Genomic DNA, 19214 nt, shown 5'->3' on the forward strand with positions numbered 1-19214 from the left:
GCCGCGCTTCGCGGCAATGTCGGCCATATGTTTTTTGCTTTGGAGGACGTAACGATGCCAGATGGTCACAGCGCAAAATCAGGCCCTGCTCTCGCGGCTTTTGAGTGGGCAGATCCCTTTCATCTGGCAGCGCAGCTTGCGCCTGAGGAAGTGATGATTTCCGAAAGCGCCGAGGCCTTTGCCCAAGACCACCTCGCCCCCCGCGTCACCGAAGCTTATTTGAACGAAACCACTGCGCCTGAACTATTTCCCATGATGGGAGAAATGGGCCTTTTGGGCGTAACTGTGCCCGAAACCTATGGCGGCATTGGCGCAAGCTATGTCAGCTATGGCTTAATCGCCCGCGCTGTCGAGCGGGTCGATTCTGGATATCGTTCGATGATGTCCGTGCAATCAAGCCTCGTGATCTACCCGATCCATGCTTACGGGTCAGAGGCACAAAAACAAAAATATTTGCCCAAACTGATCAGCGGCGCGCTTATTGGCTGCTTTGGTTTGACCGAACCCGAAGCGGGCTCTGACCCCGCAGGGATGAAAACCACGGCCACGAAAACCGCAGATGGCTATGTGTTGAACGGCGCAAAGATGTGGATTTCCAACGCACCTATCGCGGATGTCTTTATCGTTTGGGCAAAATCGGAGGCCCATGGCGGCAAGATCCGCGGCTTCATCCTTGAGAAAGGAATGAAGGGCCTGTCTGCGCCCAAGATTGAGGGCAAACTTTCCTTGCGGGCTTCGGTCACGGGAGAGATCGTGATGGATCAGGTTGCCGTGCCAGAAGATGCGCTTTTGCCAAATGTCGAGGGACTGAAGGGGCCGTTTGGCTGCCTCAACCGCGCGCGCTATGGCATTGCGTGGGGGGTGATGGGTGCCGCCGAAGATTGCTGGCATCGCGCCCGCCAATATGGGCTCGACCGCCGCCAATTCGACCGCTCTCTTGCGCAAACACAGCTGTTTCAGAAAAAGCTGGCCGATATGCAGACGGAAATCGCGCTTGGCCTGCAAGGGGCTTTGCGTGCAGGCCGCATGATGGATGAGGGTAGCTGTGCGCCCGAATTGATCAGCCTGATCAAACGCAACAATTGCGGCAAAGCCTTGGCCGTTGCGCGCGATGCACGGGATATGCATGGCGGCAATGGGATCATGGCTGAGTATCATGTGATGCGGCACGCGCAAAACCTTGAGACGGTCAACACCTACGAAGGCACACATGACGTGCATGCCCTGATTTTGGGGCGCGCGCAAACAGGGCTTCAGGCGTTTTTCTAATCACAAAGGGGCGCGCCGATGCAGGCGTCTGGGGCTTTTGGATCAAAGGGCAATCTGTGGCATAGCACCGCGTGCGAGCAGGTGACAGCCGACAGCGCAGACGCTTTACCAAGCGCGGTTGATCTCTTGATCATCGGGGGCGGCTTCACTGGCCTTTCTGCGGCATTAGAGGCCGCACGCATGGGCGCCAAGGTCGCGCTTCTAGAGGCGCAAGAGATCGGCCATGGCGGATCGGGGCGCAATGTGGGCCTTGTGAACGCAGGCCTGTGGTTGCCGCCGCATGAGATAATTAAAACCCTCGGCGTCAAAACGGGTGAAGCGCTGATTGATACGCTTGGCGCGGCCCCTGCCCGTGTCTTTGATCTGATTGCGCGCGAGAATATCGCCTGCCAAGCCACGCGTAACGGCACCTTGCACCTTGCCCATAACGCGGCGGGGTTGAATGATCTGACAACCCGCCATCGCCAAGGCAACCAATATGGCGCGCCCTTGCAGCTGCTTGATGTCGAGGAAACCGCCGCGCGCACGGGCAGCCCTAACTTTGCAGGAGCGCTGTTTGATCCGCGTGCTGGCACGATTCAACCTCTGGCTTACGTACGCGGGCTTGCCCGCGCGGCCCAAGCGGCAGGGGCACAGATCTTTGCCCCCCTCACAGTTGAAGATTTAACCCATCAGGGCCGTGCTTGGGTGGCGCGCGCGGCAGGGCGCGAGATCACCGCGCAATCCGCATTGATTGCCACCAATGCCTATCACATGGCCGGATTTTCCAGTTACAGGCCCAGCTTCATCCCCGTTTATTATAGCCAATTTGCCACAACACCCCTGCCGCAGAGCTTGCGCAGCAAAATTCTAGCGGGCGGTGAAGGGGCGTGGGACACGGCAATGGTCATGAGTTCCTTCCGCATGGATGCGGCAGGGCGCCTGATTTTGGGCGCGATTGGCAATGTTGAAGGGCGGCTTGGGGGCGGCATGCATCACGCATGGGCAGCGCGCAAATTGGCGCAAACCTTCCCGCAATTGGCAGGTCAAGGCTTTAGCCATATCTGGCAAGGGCGTATCGCCATGACGGGCGACCATATTCCCAAAGTCTTGGAGATCGGGCCAAATGGTGCGGCGGTGTTTGGATATTCAGGGCGCGGGATAGGCCCCGGAACAGTATTTGGCACAGCCGCTGCGCAGGCCCTTTTGCAACAAGACCATAACCTCTGGCCGATGCCTCCAAAACAAAAATCGGTAACGGGATTTGGCAAATTGCGCGCGGCCTATTACGAATTAGGGGCGACCATGGCGCATGCATTGCAGCGGAATTAATCCTGCGATCAAAGTAATCATTGCCAAATCAGGACGCAGATCTTAGGCCGACCCCAAGCCGAAAGGGGAGCGCGGAATGTCCGAATATAGCCGATATGCGGTATATTTTCTGCCGGATGGCGGATTTTATCGTGTTGGCGCAGATTGGTTGGGCTGGTGCAACCGCCAAGGCACTGAGCGCTCGCATCCTGAGCTTGCGGGCCTATCGAGGCCCATCGCACAGATCACCGACAGCCCCCGCAAATACGGGTTTCACGCAACGATCAAGCCACCTTTTAAACTGGCCAAGGGTCAAAGCGCCAATGACCTTGCGGCAAGGTTCCGTGAATTGTGCAAAGCAACGTCGCGGGTTGAAATCCCCGTTTTGGAAATCCGTCGTTTAGGGAGCTTTGTCGCCGCTGTCCCTGCAAGTCATGATCCGGTGCTCCAAGAGCTGGCCGCAACGATGGTCAAAGAGTTGGATCCGTTTCGTGCGCCTGCATCCGAGTCTGAATTGGCCAAGCGTAGATCTGCCAACCTCACTCGCCGTCAGGAGGAGATGTTGATCAAATGGGGCTATCCCTATGTGCTTGAAGAATTCCGCTTTCATTTGACCTTGTCAGGACGCCTGCCACAAGCCGAGGCCGATGATCTGGTGTCCCGCCTGCATGCGCATTTCGCGCCTGTGATACCACAGCCTTTTGAGGTCGCCTCATTGGCGCTTGTGGGTGAGGATGATATGGGGCGGTTTCATTGTATCGAAAGCCAAAATTTGGCGTAAGAACCTCCCGCAAATTGCTTTGCGAGGGGCGTTTTTCGTAAATTCAATCCATCGATGGTTATTAGGCCGATTTCACCGCTGAAATTCTCGCACAAAGCGGTGATCAGGTGACCATCACCCCCATCCCCACGCGGGATCATCCCACGCATTCGACATGCCCCCTCAAAAGTCGCCTTGAGTGTCACAGAACCCAAATCACCTTTGGCATCGCCCGCCCAAGGTGGCGCGACTATGTGGCGGAGGTCATCAAGAGCGCATAAGGCCCTTGCACAAGCGGCATTGGTCGCGGAAACTCTGCACCTATGAACGCCCCGATCCGTCCTATGTTTTTGACCCTGATGCTGTGCCTTAGCCCGACTTTGACACGGGCTGAAGAGATATTGGTGTTCGCGGCCTCTAGCATTGCGACAGCCCTAGATGAAATCGAACAGAAATTTGAGGCAGCAAGCGATTTCGAGGTCAGCATGGTTTATGCAGGGTCCTCTACGCTGGCCCGTCAGATTGAACAGGGCGCGCCTGCCGATATTTTTATCTCAGCCAATACCGACTGGATGGATCGCATCGCCCAAGCGGGATTGATTGCGCCCGATGCTCGGTTTGATCTCTTGGGCAATCAATTGGTTCTTGTGGCGCATGGGGAAGGTCTAGATCAATCGGATCAGAATATCACGCCCGAGATCAATTTGGCCGATTTTCTGGACGGCGGTTATCTGGCCATGGCCCTTGTTGATGCCGTGCCTGCAGGGATTTATGGTCGCGCCGCGCTCAGCCATCTCGACCTTTGGGACACGGTCGCGGATCGGGTCGCGCAATTCGACAATGTGCGCAGCGCCCTTGCCCAAGTTGCAGCGGGGGCAACCCCCCTTGGAGTGGTCTATCGCAGCGATGCTATGATCAGCACGCAGGTGCATATCATTGGCACCTTCCCGGCAGACAGTCACGACCCAATCCGCTACCCTGCCGCCGCGCTTGGTGCGGAGATGAAACCTGCGGCCGCGGCTTTTCTCGCCTATCTGCGCGGGGATGACGCGGCGATGATTTTCACGGCGAATGGATTTGAGACACTAGCGGAGGCTGAGAAATGATTGATCTTCTCGGCCCCGCAGAATGGGCAGCAATCGCGCTATCCCTCAAGGTCAGTTTTTGGGCCACCTTGGCCAGCCTGCCTGTCGCACTTTGGGTTGCCTATCTTTTGGCGCGCTGTAACTTTTTTGGAAAGCAAATCTTGAATGCAGCGGTTCATCTGCCCCTGATCTTGCCGCCTGTGGTGACGGGATATGTGCTGCTTTTGGCCTTTGGCGCGCAAACCCCCGTGGGGCAAGCCTTGGCTGCACTCGGTCTGGGCTTTGCCTTTCATTGGACGGGGGCAGCCCTTGCCGCGGCGGTCATGGCCTTTCCGCTGATGGTGCGCGCGATGCGCCTATCGCTTGAGGCGGTTGACCCCAAACTTGAGGATGCAGCCCGCAGTCTAGGCGCGCCGCCTTGGGCGGTCTTCGCCACCCTCACCTTGCCTCTGAGCCTGCCAGGGGTTCTGACTGGCGCGATTTTGGGGTTTGCAAAGGCCATGGGGGAATTTGGCGCCACCATCACCTTCGTTTCGAATATTCCAAATCAAACCCGCACAATCCCTTCGGCAATTTACACATTTTTACAGCAACCAGACGGGGAACAGGGCGCACTGATCTTAGTAGCCGTATCGATCTTTATCGCTATTCTTGCCCTCGTTTTGTCAGAAATTCTGGCTCGGGCTTTGTCAAAACGTATCGGGGGACGTGATGCTTGATCTGAGGCTTCGTTACCAGATCGGTGGGTTTTCACTTGATCTTAACTTCCAAGCCGCCCGCGGGATCACTGCCCTTTTTGGCCGCTCGGGCGCGGGCAAAACCACCGTGATCAATGCAGTCGCGGGTCTTATCACGCCTGATGAAGGCTATATCCGCGTGGGGGACATGGATCTGTTTGACCTTGCGCGCGGGATAAACCTTGCCGCGCATGAGCGCCAAGCCGGGTATATTTTTCAAGAGGCGCGCCTCTTTCCGCATCTGAGCGTTGCAAAAAATCTTCGTTATGGGATGCGCTATCGCGGCGCGCGCCCTGCCCCGAATTTCGCAGATATTGTCGAGATGTTGGGGATCGGGCACCTCTTGCAGCGGCGACCCGCGATGCTATCAGGCGGCGAGAAGCAACGCGTGGCAATCGGGCGCGCGTTGTTAGCGGCCCCCCGTATCCTTCTGGCAGATGAGCCACTGGCAGCCCTTGATGAGGCGCGCAAGCAAGAAATCCTGCCCTATTTTGAACGTCTGCGCGATGAAATCGACATTCCCATTCTTTATGTAAGTCACGCCCCCACCGAGGTTGCGCGCTTAGCGACAGAAGTGATCACGATTGAGGCGGGGCGGATACAGGCGCAAGGGCGCCCAAGCGAGGTCTTTTCTGACCCACATAGCCTGCCTGCAGGATCACGCGAAGCGGGGGCCGTTATTGAGGCCACGCTGACGGCGCATCACGCGGATGGGGTCAGCGAATTACGCAACGCCGATGTGGCCCTTTTTGTGCCGCGTCTGAACGGCGATTTGGGGCAAAAATTACAACTGCGTATCGCCGCGCATGAGGTGATTTTGGCCACCCAAAAACCACAAGACCTATCGGCGCTCAATGTCATCGAAGGCACAATTCACAGTATGCGCAGCGGCGATGGCCCCGCCGTTTTGGTCGCAGTCGACACGAAATTGGGGCGGATCTTGGCCCGTGTGACCCGCCGCTCGGCCCATCTATTGGGCCTGAACGAAGGGCGGGCGGTCTATGCCATCCTTAAAACCCTATCGGTCGCGCGCGAAGATATTGGCTGATCATGCCGCCTTTGAGATCGGCATGAACAAGGTGCGCGCCAAAATACGGGTCTGCAAATCAGCCCCGCAAAACAAGTAGGCCTAGACTAAGACCGCGAGGCCAATGGCCACCAAAGCCGCAATCAGCAGCGTCAGGGTGATCAACAACGCCAAGGCGCTGCGCCCAACTGATGCAAATGCCTGCAACGAGGTTTTCATCCCAACGGCGGCAACGGCCACCACAAGGCAGCTTCGCGAGACAATGTTCACGCTCTCTGTGATCAACGGCGGCACAAGCTGCATCGTGCCCAGAATGGCCAATGCAATGAACCCCGCCACGAAAGCAGGGATGAGCGGCGGGGCTTTCCCGCCCTCGCCCGCCTCAAGATGGGCTTTGCGCAGGATCAAAGACGCCACCAAAATCACGGGGGCCAACATCATCACGCGAAACAATTTGACCAAGGTGGAAAGATCCCCCGTCTCATCCGAGATGGAATAGCCCGCCCCCACAACTTGGGCCACATCGTGAATGGTGCCGCCTAAGAATATCCCTGCCATATGGGTCGACAGACCAAGCGAGGTGGCGATCATCGGATAGATGATCATCGCGACACTCGAGAGCACCGTCACCCCCACCACAGTGAAGGTGACATCATCTTCGGCCACATGCCGTTTTGGCAGCAACGCTGAAATGGCAAGCGCCGCAGAGGCACCACAAATGGCAACAGAGCCACCCGCAAGAAACCCAAAATAGCCCGATCTGCCAAAACGCGGGGCCAGCCAAATTCCCGCGCCAATCGTGGTGACGACCGCCATCGCCAGCATGACCGCTTCGGCCACGCCAATGCCTTCTAACAATTGCGCGCTAATGCGAAGGCCAAGCAGCGCCACCCCAATGCGCAGAACGGTGCGGCCCGCAAATTGGATGCCTGCGGCCATACGCGGCTCTTGCGAGAGGAAATGAAATGGTATGCCGAGCAAAATCGCCATCAGCATCACAGGCGCGCCGTAATGATCCGACAGGAATTGCGCAGCCATCGCCACCAAAAGCGCCATCAGCAACCCTGGCCCAATGCGCTGAAGGCCAGAGAGGATGTCAGCGTTGCGCAGGGTCACCGACACACACGCCCTGTATCGGCACGGAAGATGTGAACGGCCTCAGGGGCAAGCTTGACAGCAACTGTTTGGCCAATGGCGATATCAGTCTGGCCCGCTTGGTGGATCACCAGCGGCTCCCCTGACGGCAGGGTGACAAAGATATAGCTTTCGCTGCCCAATTGTTCGACTTCGGTCACTTCGCCCTTCACGCCGCCTGTTTTGGCAATGCTAATGTCGCGTGGGCGGATGCCCAATTCGATTGCATCGCCTTGACCAACACCGCTGCGCGGCCCAAGGGGAATGTGACCCCCAGCGGCCAAAGCCACCCCACCTTCGGCGATTTCGCCCTTCAGGAAATTCATCGCAGGCGACCCGATAAAGCCCGCAACAAAGCGGTTATTTGGATTATTGAATAGCTCTAACGGGGTTCCAAATTGTTCCAGCCTGCCATCGCGCAAAACCGCGATTTTATCGGCCATTGTCATCGCCTCGACCTGATCATGGGTCACATAGATCATCGTGTTCCCAAGGCGGCGATGGAGGTTGCCAATCTCGCGGCGCATCGTCACGCGCAGCTCAGCGTCAAGATTGGACAGCGGCTCGTCAAAAAGGAAAATCTTTGGCTCGCGCACAACCGCGCGACCAATGGCAACCCGCTGACGCTGCCCGCCCGACAATTGACCAGGACGGCGGTTCAGATACGCCTCAATGCGGAGCATACACGCGGCCTCCTCCACGCGGCGGGAAATTTCGGCTTTCGGCATTTTGAGGTTCTCAAGCCCGAAAGACAAGTTTCCGCGCACCGACATATGCGGGTAAAGCGCATAGGATTGAAACACCATCGCCAATTCACGCTGTGCCGCGGGCACGTGGTTGACCACAACCCCATCGATCACGACATCGCCGCCCGTGATCCCCTCAAGCCCCGAAATCATCCGCAGAAGCGTGGATTTTCCGCAGCCAGATGGGCCAACAAAGACGCAAAACTCGCCTGACTTGATCTCAAGATCAATGCCATGGATCACTTCGACCGAGCCGTAGCGCTTGATCACTGATTTCAGCTGTAGGTCACTCACTATTTCAATCCCGTATTGGCAATGCCCGTGGTGATGTATTTCTGCAAGAACACAAAGACCAAGGTCGCAGGCACGAGGCTGACCATGGTCATAGCGAGGCGGAAATGCTCTTGGCTGAGATGCTCGCCACGGAATTCAAGCAGACAAAGTTGAATTGTATAGGCCTCTTTGGTGGTCGCGATGGCCACCATCGGCAAGATCAGATCATTCCAGCGCCAGATCACCGATAGGATCGCCAAGGCTGCAATCGCGGGCAAGGCCAAAGGCAAAATGATGCGCCAATAGACCTTCCATTCGCTCGCCGCATCCATGCGCGCTGCCTCGATCAACTCATCGGGGATCGACAGCATATATTGGCGGAGCAAAAACACCCCCGTTGGGGTGGCCGCCCCTGGAATGATAACGCCCCAGATCGACCCTGACAGGCCCGTGGCATTGATTGCCTTGAACAAGCCCACAAGCGTGATGGTGGGGGGCACCATCAGCGTGGCCAAGATGATCACAAAGAACAAAACTTGGCCGCGGAATTTATATTTCGCCAGCGCAAAGGCCGCCATCGAATTGATGAGCAAGGTCAGGGCCGTGGCAATGGCCGTGACCAAAACCGAATTGGTAAAGCAGGTCGCAAAATTCACGTTTACGCCAAAGGCACGCCCCAAAAGGGGATCGGTGTAGTTTTCCCAACTGGGGGCAAAGCTGCGCTCTGTACGAATGGTGGCCGTGGCAAGCTGCACCACCTCCGCGCTGCGGTTATCAACATAGCGCGCAGGCGTTGTTTCGCGCGTGGGGTTGATGCGCGACACCCCAAACAGTGTCTCAATACCTGTAACTGGATCAGGGGCGCGGGCCAAAATCTGAACAGAAATGGCCGATGGCTCGTAAGGATCAAGCGATAGAAATTCCGACAAAAGTCGCTGATCTTCGGGGCCAAGCCCCACGATGATGGCCGCAACATCGTATTCACTGCGGGCCTGCGCCGACATGGACACATAGCGCAAAATCCAATCAGGCAGGTTTTCCCGTGCAACCAAGTCACGCGTCATCTCAGGCAAAAGGCCCAAATGCGCCCGCAAGGCATAAAGCGCATCCCCCTCATACCCTGCCAAAAAGGCAGATAAATCGTGTCGTGCCTTTTGCGCATCTGGCAGATCCGACCAATCCAAAACCCAATAGGGCAGATCACTGATGTAGAAAATGCGCTTGCCCTCCGGCCCTGTGACTGTGGCGCGCGCCACCTGTTCATAGCGGGCAGGCAAAAGCGATAGGTCTTGGCGCTCCAACTGGGCCGAAGATTTCAGCGAATTCAACCCCAGCCACAGCACAGGCACGAGGATCACAACCACACCCAGCAAGAGATAGGAATAGGTGAGGTAATCCAACCAGTTGGCGCGTGGCCCGCCTGCCTTGCGGGTCAGAAATGCCCATGCCCCGCTCATTGCCGTGCCCCCCGCGATGAGAGCCAAACCTGCAACAACGACAGCACGATCAAAACCGCAGCCACAATCAACGATGCCATCGCCGCAACCCCCAGACCATTGGCTGTGGCCTGACCCCGCAGACCTGATGTTTCAAAAATATATGCCACAAGCGAAGACCACCGCACCGACATGGCATAGAGTTCCTCAAATGCTTGAAAGGCTTTGATCAGCGACAGAACCGTGACCACCAACAGGGTCGGCGCAAGCAGCGGGATGGTGATGCGGGTCAATTGCCGAAAGGCGGATGTGCCATCCATTTCAGCAGCCTCATACACATCGCGCGGGATTGCCTGCAGCCCTGCAAGCAGGATCAGCATATAGAAACCAAGATGCGCCCAAGTGTAGACAAAGACAGACCAAAACATTGTCCATGACGGATCGGTGAGCCATTGGATCGGCTCCTCAATCCAGCCCCACATGATCAGGCTTTGGCTCAAAACGCCTTGCCGCTTGAGGATCAAACTCCACAAAAAGCCGACCACCACAGGCGACAGCATCACAGGGTAGAAAAACACCGCCCGCCAAAAGCCGCGCGCGATGATTTGGCGGTTCAGGGCAAGCGCAGATAAAAGCGCCACGAGGATCATAACGGGCACTTGGAAAATCACGAAGATCGCCGTGTCGTAGACGGCCGAGAAAAACTTGTCGTCCTCAAGATTGGCGGCGCCCGTGTCAATCTGTGTTTCGGCCACAAGACGGCGCAGGTTATCAAGACCTGCGAAGGCACGCTCATCAAAGAGAATGGATTGGCCTTCAGTCACCGCGAACCCCAAATTGATAAACATCGGGGCAAAGGTGAACAGGCCAAAGACCAACATATTGGGCAAAAGGAACAAATAGGGCAGACCAGTCGCGCCTGCGAGGCGCTGTGTCATCTCAATCGGCCATCCCATGATCGAGGCTAATTGCCCCGTGATTGGGCCAGTGGGGCGGATCAACACCCACCCCACGGCCAAGTATAGGGCCAGATAAAGTGGCCAAGGTGACCCTGCAAATGCGGCGATGAAGGCGTCAATCATTGCAGGGTCGTCCTTTGGTTCACTTACTGGGCGATTTGTGCGGCAACATCCGCATCAATCGCGGCCAAAGCATCATCAAGGCTCATTTCGCCAGTGATTGCTTTGGTCAGGTAGTCAGGCACAACACCATAGATTACGAAATTCTTGGCGTAACCTTGGAAGGTGTAAGCCTGTGGTGTGGTTTCTGCTGCCTTGCCAGCATTTGCCGCAAAGACAGACAGCGCCGCCGCAACCGCGGGGGATGCATCACCATAATCAACACCCGAAGCCTGAAGGCCCTGATGCGCGGTGATGTTGCGGGTTGCAGATGCAAAGCGGGCTGCATTTTCCTCAGAGGCGAGGAAATCAATAAAGGCCGCAGCTACTTCAGGTGCATCGGTCGATTCGAACGCCGTGATCGCGGCACCCCCTGGCATTGCGCCACAGCCACCTACGCCACATGGCGCTGGAACCGCGCGCCATTCGAAATCGGTGATGTTTTCCGAGTAGGAATTAATCATCCACGACCCCGACATGTGCATCACAGCTTCGCCCGATTGGAACAGCGGTGCAGCGTTGCGATATTGCGTACCCTCACCTGCAGGCCAACCTTCTGCGGGCATCAGGCCTGAGGCGTGCCAACCCACAAATGTTTCTGCAAAGTTACGGAACCCTTCATCCACAAGGATCGGGTTGCCCGCATCATCAAAGAAGCGCGCGCCATAGGAAAACGCGGGGCCCGCCATACGATGCGCCGTGCGATCCATTGCCAAGCCTGCGGTCACGCCTGTTGCGGCCTGAACTTCGGCCAAGGCCGTTGCCCAATCGTCCCATGTGGCGCCATCACCTGGCATATCCACGCCCGCATCTTCAAAGAGCGAGACGTTGACATAGGGACCTGTCACAGTCAGCTGGGTCATCCACCCGTAAATGCCATCATCCCCCGCACCTGGTGCGCGGAACCACGGCAGGGTTGCGCCATAGGCCGCTTCCCATGTGCCACGATCGACATAGGGCGCGAGATCAAGGTAATACTGGTTCAAGCCGCCCAAATTGGTCACGCGCGCGACATCAGGGGCCGCATCCGTTTGCAACTGGTTTTCCAACTGATCACGGATCACGTCATAGGCAACGGTTTCCATTTTAACAGTATGGCCTGTGGCAGCGGTGAATTCGGGCAGCATTTCGCCGATCACATCGCATTCATTGCCGTCCTGGTAGCACAAAAACGTAATTTCATCCGCGAAAGCGGGGGCTGCGCTTGCAACCATAAGTGCTGCAATTGCAGTGCTGGTAAACTTAGCGGTCATGTAATTCCTCCCTTAAACATTCCCGTTGGTTTTGGTCGTCTCACTTTCCCCCTTTTCATCGGGGTAACTTGGTTATGCGGGCTCAGTCTCCCTCACGGTGAACGTGCCAAGCTTGCCGCGAAAAAATCCCAGCGACCCACCCAAGTCGCGATAGCCCGCACGCTGCACTTGGCCGACCATGATATCATGGTCACCGCCCGCGTAATTGGCCCAAGCTGTGCATTCAAACCGCGCAAGACAGTCATGCAGCACGGGCACACCTTCGGCATTCATATCAAAATCATCGGGCCCAAGCCCCTTTGCATCGCGCGCAATGCGCCAGCAAAGATCTTCTTGATGCGCCCCCAAAACATGAATGGCATAGGCAGGAGCCGCACCGAAAAAGGGGTAGCGGCGCGAAGCGCGATCAATCGACCACAAGACCAATGCAGGATCGAGAGACACGGATGTAAAACTATTCGCCGTGATGGCCACGGGCCCCTCATCGCTTGCCACTGTGACAATGGTCACACCCGTTGCAAAACACCCAAGCGCCGTGCGAAAGGCGCGCGGGTTTGCTGGGTCGGGCACAAAGCTGCTGAGGGGGTGGCGGCGCATCTTCTGATCCATCAGGCGACCTCGTGGCCAAGCGCGGCCTCGTAAAGCGAGAACCAATCGTGCCGATCAAGACGCACGCGCAGCGCGTCTGAAATAGTGGCAATACGCGGCAACGCATTGGTGCCAAGCACAGGCAAGATTGTCGAAGGATGGGCCAAGAGAAAGGCCACAGCAACAGCCGCACGATCCACGCCCTGCTCTGCCGCAATCGCGTCAAGACGCGTGGCCAACAGCCCCTCGCGTGTCGTCATCAGCGCACCACCCCCCAAAGGTGACCACGCCATGACGGGCTGTGCATGGCGTTGATGGAAACTCAAATCCCCATTTGTGAAGGGCGCGATATGAGACAGCGACAGCTCAATTTGGTTGGTCACCAATTTCGCGCTCATCGCGGATTGAAGCAACTCCCAATCCCAAGGGCGGAAATTCGACACGCCCGCTGCGCGGATCTTGCCCGCTTTGATCAATCCATCAAGGCAGGCCCCCGTCTCGTGGTGATCCATCAGCGGATCGGGGCGGTGAATGAGTAGCAGATCAATCTGATCAATCCCCATCTCGCGCAAAGAGGTGTCGACAGATTGCGTGATATGAGCTGCGGATGTGTCGTAATATTTTACAGGCGCGTCAGAATAGCGGCCAATCGGGGCCACGATATCGCATTTTGTGACGATTTCCATTTTGGCCCGCAGATCGGGCCGCGCGCGCAACGCGGCACCCAAAATGCCCTCAGCGGTATAAGCGCCATAAATATCCGCCTGATCAAAGGTTGTGATCCCTTGGGCAAGGCAGGCTTCGATTTTTGCGATGACATGATCGGTGGAGGTATCCGTGTCATCGCCAAGCCGCCACATCCCGTAGACAAGACGGCTAAAACTTAGGCCCTCGGCGATTTGGACGCGGGGCATAGTGGGGGGTGTTTTGGTCATTTGCGAACGCCTCCGCCTAGGGGTGTATTCGGCAATGTAGCGGGCACGCGGCCATATTCATGGGGCAGAGAGCAAGTTTTTATCTGCGGCAACACGCGGCTGCCAAAATGCTCTGCCTCGTCTTTGTGCGGATACCCCGAAAGAATAAAGGCGCGAATGCCCATTTTCTGGTATTCCTCAAGCCGTGACAAAACCTGATCGGTAGAGCCAACAAGCGCCGCCCCACAGCCAGACCGCGCGCGGCCAACACCCGTCCAAAGATGGGGTTCGATATAGCCAGCATCATCCGCAATCTCGCGGTTTTTCGACTGGTGGCTCACCCCAAGGGATTTGGCATCAAGCGCGCGATTGCGGATCGCGTCCCCCTGATCCTTGTCAAGTTTCGAAACGATATATTCGGCATATTCGCGCGCTTCGGCCTCGGTGTCGCGCACAATCACATGGACGCGCAGACCGTAATCAAGCGTGCGGTTATAACGCTCGGCCACGGCATTCACGGCCTGCATCCGTCCACGCAACTCTTCCTCGCGCTCAGGCCACATGAGATAGACATCACAATGCTGACCGCAAAGCTCAAGCGCATCAGGCGAGTAACCTCCGAAATACAAAAGCGGCCCGCCTTTTTGATAGGGACGCGCGGGGTCAGTGGTCAGGCCTTCAAAGTTATAAACTTCGCCTTTGTAATTGATCTCGTCCTGCGTCCATGCCTGCTTCAGGATTTCCACAACCTCGCGCGAACGCTGATAGCGAAATGAACTGTCGGCCACCTCACCGGGAAAATCCGAAGAGATGATGTTAACAGTCAGGCGGCCTTCCAGCATGTGATCGAGTGTCGCGATGGTGCGCGCCAACATAATGGGCTGCATCTCGCCACAGCGCACAGCCGCCAGCAGGTTAATCTTGGAGGTGATCGGCGCACAGCCCGCAACGAAGCTCAGCGTGTCTTGTCCCACCTGATAGGACGAGGGGCACAGCACATTGCGAAAGCCGTAGTTTTCAGCGGTTTTCACAATATCCGAGCAATGCGCAAAAGATGAGCGTAACGCCCCATCTGGCACGCCCAAGAATTGATAATCATCCGAGCAAAGCGCAGCAAACCACGATACTTCGGCGGCATCTAGATCGGCAGATGTGATGGGAACCACGCTCAAATCTCTTCTCCCCTCCCTGCGGCGCGTTGATCTGATCGTCATCGCTGCCGCTTGACTTTCCCCGAAATTAGCCGTGTCCTTGATCTGGATCAATAGTGTATCAATTTTTTCGAAAGGCCGCTTCGATGCGCGATCAAATCGACCGCAGACCCGCCTCATCGGCGCTGCCGCTTTACATACAATTAAGCGAGGTCTTGATCCGTGAAATCGCAGCGGGACGCCTGCCCGATGGCAGCCGCCTGCCGCCCGAACGCACGCTGGCTGCGCAGTATCAAACCACGGTGCGCACATTGCGAAAATCCCTCGATATTCTTGAAGAAAAAGGTCTTTTGCGCCGCGTGCAGGGTTCTGGAAATTATGTGCAATCAAGCGCACAGATCAGTTCGATTTACTCGATGTTTCGCCTCGAACTTCGCACAGGCGGCGGGCTGCCAAGCGCGCAAGTTTTGGCGTTGGACTATCTCGCGAAACCCGCCGATCTGCCCAGTTTTGGCACGGCCTCGCATGCCACGCGAATCCGCCGTTTGAGGTTCCTCAATTCTCTGCCAGTGGCGGTGGAGGAGATCTGGCTAGACGGGGCTGCGGGCCGATTGGAGGCCGAAAAGCTGTCTGATTCGTTGTATCTGACCTATCGTGTGCAATTAGGCCTGCGGATCCTTCAAGCTGAGGATTATGTCAGCATCGCCCCCATCCCCGATTGGGTGCCGCCCGATTTCGCGCGCCCAGCCACAAGCCCCGCCCCCTTTGTTGAGCGTTACAGCCATGCAGATGGTCGGGGCATCATTGAATATTCCCGAAATTGGATTGACCACACGCGCGCACATTATGTGCAGCGTCTAAAGTAGAGAGGACAAATGTCTCAAATCACACGCTACGGCATCATCGGTTGCGGTATGATGGGCCAAGAACATCTGCAAAATATCGCCCTGCTAGACGGGGCGGAGGTGGCCGCGATTTTCGAGCCCGATGCAGGTATGGCTGCGAAATCACTGGCCCTTGCACCGAAGGCCACGCTTTACGATAGCCTTGAGGCACTGGTGGCCCATCCCGATCTCGATTGTTACCTGATCGCCAGCCCAAATTTCCGCCATGTCGAGCAGTTAACATATCTCGCCATACATCGCCCCCTGCCCGTCCTCGTGGAAAAGCCGCTCTTTACGGATCCCGCGCAACAAGACAGCCTGCGCGAGATCCGTGACAACTATCCCGCGCCTATTTGGGTCGCGATGGAATATCGTTATATGCCGCCAATCACCGCCTTCCTTGAGGCCGCCGAAGGGGCCACAGGGGGGATCAAGATGCTGTCTTTGCGCGAGCATCGGTTTCCTTTCCTTGAAAAGGTTGGCGATTGGAACCGCTTTAACCGCTATACTGGCGGGACATTTGTTGAGAAATGCTGCCATTTCTTTGACCTGATGCGCCTCGCCCTGAAATCGGAACCCGTGCGGGTGTTGGCCTCGGGTGGGATGGATGTGAACCACCGAGACGAGGCCTATGACGGCGAGACGCCAGATATCCTCGACAATGGGTTTGTCATCGTGGATTTCGCCAATGGCGCGCGGGCGCTGCTCGAACTGTGCATGTTCGCTGAAGGCAGCCGCTATCAAGAAGAGGTCTGCGCCACTGGCCCTAAGGGCAAGATTGAGGCCTATGTGCCCGGCCCCGGTCGGTTCTGGCCCGATCATTTGGGCGAGGCCCCAATCCCGCAATTGATTGAAAGCCCACGAGACCCCAAAGGACCTATCGCCCGCGACATCCCTGTCGACCCGACCCTATTGGCAGCAGGCGACCATAATGGATCAACCTTTTATCAGCATCAGAAATTCTTAGATTTGGTGCGCGGTAAAAGCCAAGCACCCGAAGTCAGCCTCAACGATGGCTACATTGCCGTCATTATGGGAATGGCTGCACAAATTTCGATGAAGGAACATCGCGCTGTAGAGATTTCAGAACTTACCCGCGCGATGAATCGGTAACTGAAAGATGCCCCATCACCTGCTCGTGGAAGGTGATGGGGAAATCCGAGGCAAGCCTCAGCCTGGAACTTTGTTTGCCGCAGGCGCTTCGATTGGCGCCGCAACGGGCTGCGAAGAGCACGCCGACAGAGCAACAAGCGCTGTGATACAAACTGCAACAGATAGTTTTTTCATGATTAATTACTCCTTATGGGCAGTCGTATGGAATCAAATCCACGCGCAACAGTCAATGACTACTAGATGTCGTGGAGGGTTAAGTTATCATTATTTCATATTGCGAGGATGTAATTCATGTATTTGAAATTGTTAACAAACAATAAAAATACCTAAAAGGTATTATATATGTCGAATTTAGACCAAATTGGGATTGTTGGAGGTGGTTTGATCGGTCTGAGTTGGGCCGCTTTAGCGTCATCATTGGGTCATAAAGTGGTCATTATCGACCCCGACCCTGAATGCAGCGAGAATCTTTCAGCCTTTTTGGCCCATGCATGGCCAAACCTGGCAGAATTGGGGTTGGCCCATCAGCCGTCTGCGCCTGATGTCAGCCCAGATTATGCGGCTCTCAAAGGGGCCAGCTTTGTCCAAGAAAATGCGCCAGAGCGTATAGAAGTCAAGCACGAGGTCATCCGCCAAATCGAGGCGCAGGTCGGGCCCGAGGTCGTGATTGCATCAAGCACCTCATCACTCATGGCTAGTGATTTACAGCAGGGCGCCAAACACCCTGAGCGCATCTTGGTGGCGCATCCAATGAACCCGCCGCATCTGATCCCGATGGTTGAACTGGTTGCAGGCCGCCTCACCTCACCAGAGGCAATGGGTCAAGCCGAAGCGCATTATCATGCTCTGCACCGCGTGCCCATTCGCGCAAAGCGCGAGGTGCAAGGCCACATCGCCAACCGACTGACCGCAGCACTCTATCGCGAAGCGGTCAATCTTGTGGCCGAAGGAATTGCGGATGTCGCCGATATTGATCGCGCCATTGCCAATGGGCCAGGTCTGAGATGGGCCTTGATGGGGCCACATCTCACCTACCACTTGGGCGGTGGCGCGGGCGGCTATCGCGCTTATCTTGACCATCTTGGCCCCACGCAAGAGGCGCGATGGAAAGACCTTGGTCATCCCGAACTGACCGAGGCACTCAAGGCGGAATTGGTTGCAGGTGTCGAAGCGGAATTGGCGAGCATGGGCGGCGCAGATTTGCGCGCGCGCCGCGATGCTGCATTGGTGGCGCTTCTATGCCTAAAGGGAGATCAGGCACTATAACCCACCGCAAAGAAAAAGTGGGCGCAGATGCGCCCACTTTCACGCCCAATAAGGGTTGGGATCAGGACGGGATATCGCCCTCGACCCCTTCGACATAGAAGAACATACCCGCAAGGTCGCCATCGGACGCGGTTTCGCCCTCAGCCAACCATGGGCTGCCATCTTGCTTGTTGATCGGCCCTGTGAACGGATGATATTCACCCGCCGCGATTGCATCGCGCAGCGCTTCGGCCTCGGCCTTCACGTCTGCGGGCACAACATTGGAAATCTCGCCAATGCCAACCATTCCTGCGCTGATGCCATCCCACGTGTTCACGGATGACCACGTGCCATCGATCACCGCCTGGACGCGGTCGATGTAATAGGGCGCCCAGTTGTCGATGATCGAAGAAATACGGGGCATCGGGCCATATTCCGCCATATCTGCCGCCTGACCAAATGTATAAACGCCCCCTGCCTCACGCGCGGCCTGATGCGGCGCGGTCGAGTCGGTATGCTGCAGAACAACGTCACAGCCCTGTTCAATCAATGCCTTGGCCGCATCTGCTTCTTTCGCGGGGTTCAGCCATTCAAAGATCCAGATGATCTTGAATTCCACATCAGGGTTGACCTTTTTGGCGTGGATATAGGCCGAGTTGATGCCACGGATCACCTCAGGAATTGGCACAGACGCGATATAGCCAATCTTGTTGGTGGTGGTGACACGACCCGCCAATGTGCCTTGGATCGCGCGACCTTCATAGAAGCGCGCGGAATAGACAGACACGTTATCCGCCTGCTTATAGCCTGTTGCGTGTTCGAACTTCACATCAGGGAAATTCGCCGCCACATTCACGGTTGGATCCATGAAGCCGAAGGATGTGGTAAAGATAATATCCGCACCACCCAAAGCCATTTGGGTGATCGCACGCTCGGCATCGGGGCCTTCTGGGACGCTCTCTTGATAGACAAATTCAACCGCATCGCCAAAATGCTCGACCATTTCCATTGCGGAATGATGGTGGTGCTGTGTCCAGCCGCCATCATTGATCGGGCCAACATAGATAAAGCCGACTTTGGTCTTGTCCTGCGCGCGCGCGGGCATGCCCATTGCTGCGGCGAGGGCGGCACCTGCACCAGTCGCAAGTAGTGTTCTGCGTTTCATAATTACTCTCCCGGTTTACCAGAGAT

At 56.5% G+C, this 19214-nt stretch carries 18 protein-coding genes and 1 pseudogene; 10 read left to right on the plus strand and 9 right to left on the minus strand.

Annotated features, from left to right (window positions below; translation table 11 throughout):
* Window positions 1–54: 54 nt before the first annotated feature.
* The 7 genes and pseudogenes from AAC636_RS08665 (at window position 55) to modC (ending at window position 6189) form a co-directional block, all read left to right on the plus strand.
* A complete protein-coding gene (locus tag AAC636_RS08665; RefSeq protein ID WP_340261390.1) occupies window positions 55–1269 on the plus strand; it encodes an acyl-CoA dehydrogenase in 1215 nt (404 codons plus the stop codon).
* An 18-nt stretch (window positions 1270–1287) separates the two neighbouring features.
* Window positions 1288–2580: an NAD(P)/FAD-dependent oxidoreductase gene (locus AAC636_RS08670; protein WP_340301206.1), complete on the plus strand. Its 1293-nt coding sequence runs from the start codon at window positions 1288–1290 to the stop codon at window positions 2578–2580.
* A gap of 76 nt (window positions 2581–2656) precedes the next feature.
* Window positions 2657–3340: a DUF1045 domain-containing protein gene (locus AAC636_RS08675; protein ID WP_340301207.1), complete on the plus strand. Its 684-nt coding sequence runs from the start codon at window positions 2657–2659 to the stop codon at window positions 3338–3340.
* Window positions 3341–3420: 80 nt separating this feature from the next.
* Window positions 3421–3600: pseudogene (locus AAC636_RS12500) on the plus strand (sugar nucleotide-binding protein); the annotation flags it as partial.
* Between the two features lie 42 nt (window positions 3601–3642).
* Window positions 3643–4425 carry a molybdate ABC transporter substrate-binding protein gene (modA, locus tag AAC636_RS08680; protein ID WP_340260141.1) on the plus strand — a complete coding sequence of 261 codons (783 nt, stop codon included), beginning with the start codon at window positions 3643–3645 and terminating at the stop codon, window positions 4423–4425.
* The gene (modB, locus tag AAC636_RS08685; RefSeq protein WP_340301208.1) at window positions 4422–5123 is read left to right on the plus strand and encodes a molybdate ABC transporter permease subunit; all 702 of its coding nucleotides are present in this window, start codon (window positions 4422–4424) and stop codon (window positions 5121–5123) included. Before modA ends, modB begins: the two co-directional genes overlap by 4 nt.
* The gene (modC, locus tag AAC636_RS08690; protein WP_340301209.1) at window positions 5116–6189 is read left to right on the plus strand and encodes a molybdenum ABC transporter ATP-binding protein; all 1074 of its coding nucleotides are present in this window, start codon (window positions 5116–5118) and stop codon (window positions 6187–6189) included. Before modB ends, modC begins: the two co-directional genes overlap by 8 nt.
* A gap of 81 nt (window positions 6190–6270) precedes the next feature.
* On the opposite strand, the gene AAC636_RS08695 is transcribed toward modC, so the two are convergent.
* The 8 genes from AAC636_RS08695 to AAC636_RS08730 form a co-directional block, all read right to left on the minus strand.
* On the minus strand, window positions 6271–7284 hold the full coding sequence (locus AAC636_RS08695) for a YeiH family protein (RefSeq protein ID WP_340260138.1): 1014 nt from the start codon (window positions 7282–7284) through the stop codon (window positions 6271–6273).
* Window positions 7281–8342: an ABC transporter ATP-binding protein gene (locus AAC636_RS08700; RefSeq protein WP_340301210.1), complete on the minus strand. Its 1062-nt coding sequence runs from the start codon at window positions 8340–8342 to the stop codon at window positions 7281–7283. The genes AAC636_RS08695 and AAC636_RS08700 overlap by 4 nt, the downstream gene beginning before the upstream one ends.
* Entirely contained in the window at window positions 8342–9778 is a 1437-nt protein-coding gene (locus tag AAC636_RS08705; RefSeq protein WP_340301211.1) for a carbohydrate ABC transporter permease, read from the minus strand. The genes AAC636_RS08700 and AAC636_RS08705 overlap by 1 nt, the downstream gene beginning before the upstream one ends.
* On the minus strand, window positions 9775–10839 hold the full coding sequence (locus AAC636_RS08710) for a carbohydrate ABC transporter permease (RefSeq protein ID WP_340242182.1): 1065 nt from the start codon (window positions 10837–10839) through the stop codon (window positions 9775–9777). Before AAC636_RS08710 ends, AAC636_RS08705 begins: the two co-directional genes overlap by 4 nt.
* Window positions 10840–10862: 23 nt before the next feature.
* On the minus strand, window positions 10863–12128 hold the full coding sequence (locus tag AAC636_RS08715; RefSeq protein ID WP_340301212.1) for an ABC transporter substrate-binding protein: 1266 nt from the start codon (window positions 12126–12128) through the stop codon (window positions 10863–10865).
* 72 nt (window positions 12129–12200) lie between these two features.
* Window positions 12201–12737, minus strand: a complete 537-nt coding sequence (locus tag AAC636_RS08720) for a flavin reductase family protein (protein ID WP_340301213.1) — start codon at window positions 12735–12737, stop codon at window positions 12201–12203.
* Window positions 12737–13630 carry an aldo/keto reductase gene (locus tag AAC636_RS08725; RefSeq protein ID WP_340301567.1) on the minus strand — a complete coding sequence of 298 codons (894 nt, stop codon included), beginning with the start codon at window positions 13628–13630 and terminating at the stop codon, window positions 12737–12739. The genes AAC636_RS08720 and AAC636_RS08725 overlap by 1 nt, the downstream gene beginning before the upstream one ends.
* A 17-nt stretch (window positions 13631–13647) precedes the next feature.
* Window positions 13648–14802 carry an LLM class flavin-dependent oxidoreductase gene (locus tag AAC636_RS08730; RefSeq protein WP_340301214.1) on the minus strand — a complete coding sequence of 385 codons (1155 nt, stop codon included), beginning with the start codon at window positions 14800–14802 and terminating at the stop codon, window positions 13648–13650.
* Window positions 14803–14927: 125 nt separating this feature from the next.
* Here AAC636_RS08730 and AAC636_RS08735 point away from each other — a divergent pair, with 125 nt between their 5' ends.
* From AAC636_RS08735 to AAC636_RS08745, 3 genes are all read left to right on the plus strand, one after another.
* On the plus strand, window positions 14928–15647 hold the full coding sequence (locus tag AAC636_RS08735) for a GntR family transcriptional regulator (RefSeq protein WP_340301215.1): 720 nt from the start codon (window positions 14928–14930) through the stop codon (window positions 15645–15647).
* A gap of 9 nt (window positions 15648–15656) precedes the next feature.
* Window positions 15657–16778 (plus strand): Gfo/Idh/MocA family protein, encoded by a 1122-nt coding sequence (locus AAC636_RS08740; RefSeq protein WP_340301216.1) that lies wholly within the window; start codon window positions 15657–15659, stop codon window positions 16776–16778.
* Window positions 16779–17120: 342 nt separating this feature from the next.
* Window positions 17121–18044: a 3-hydroxyacyl-CoA dehydrogenase NAD-binding domain-containing protein gene (locus AAC636_RS08745; RefSeq protein ID WP_340301217.1), complete on the plus strand. Its 924-nt coding sequence runs from the start codon at window positions 17121–17123 to the stop codon at window positions 18042–18044.
* A 61-nt stretch (window positions 18045–18105) separates the two neighbouring features.
* On the opposite strand, the gene AAC636_RS08750 is transcribed toward AAC636_RS08745, so the two are convergent.
* Complete coding sequence (locus AAC636_RS08750) at window positions 18106–19188, minus strand: BMP family ABC transporter substrate-binding protein (protein WP_340255257.1); 1083 nt, start codon at window positions 19186–19188, stop codon at window positions 18106–18108.
* Window positions 19189–19214 lie beyond the last annotated feature (26 nt).

This window comes from Roseobacter sp. HKCCD5988 (genome assembly GCF_037830355.1).
Taxonomy (GTDB): Bacteria; Pseudomonadota; Alphaproteobacteria; order Rhodobacterales; family Rhodobacteraceae; genus M30B80.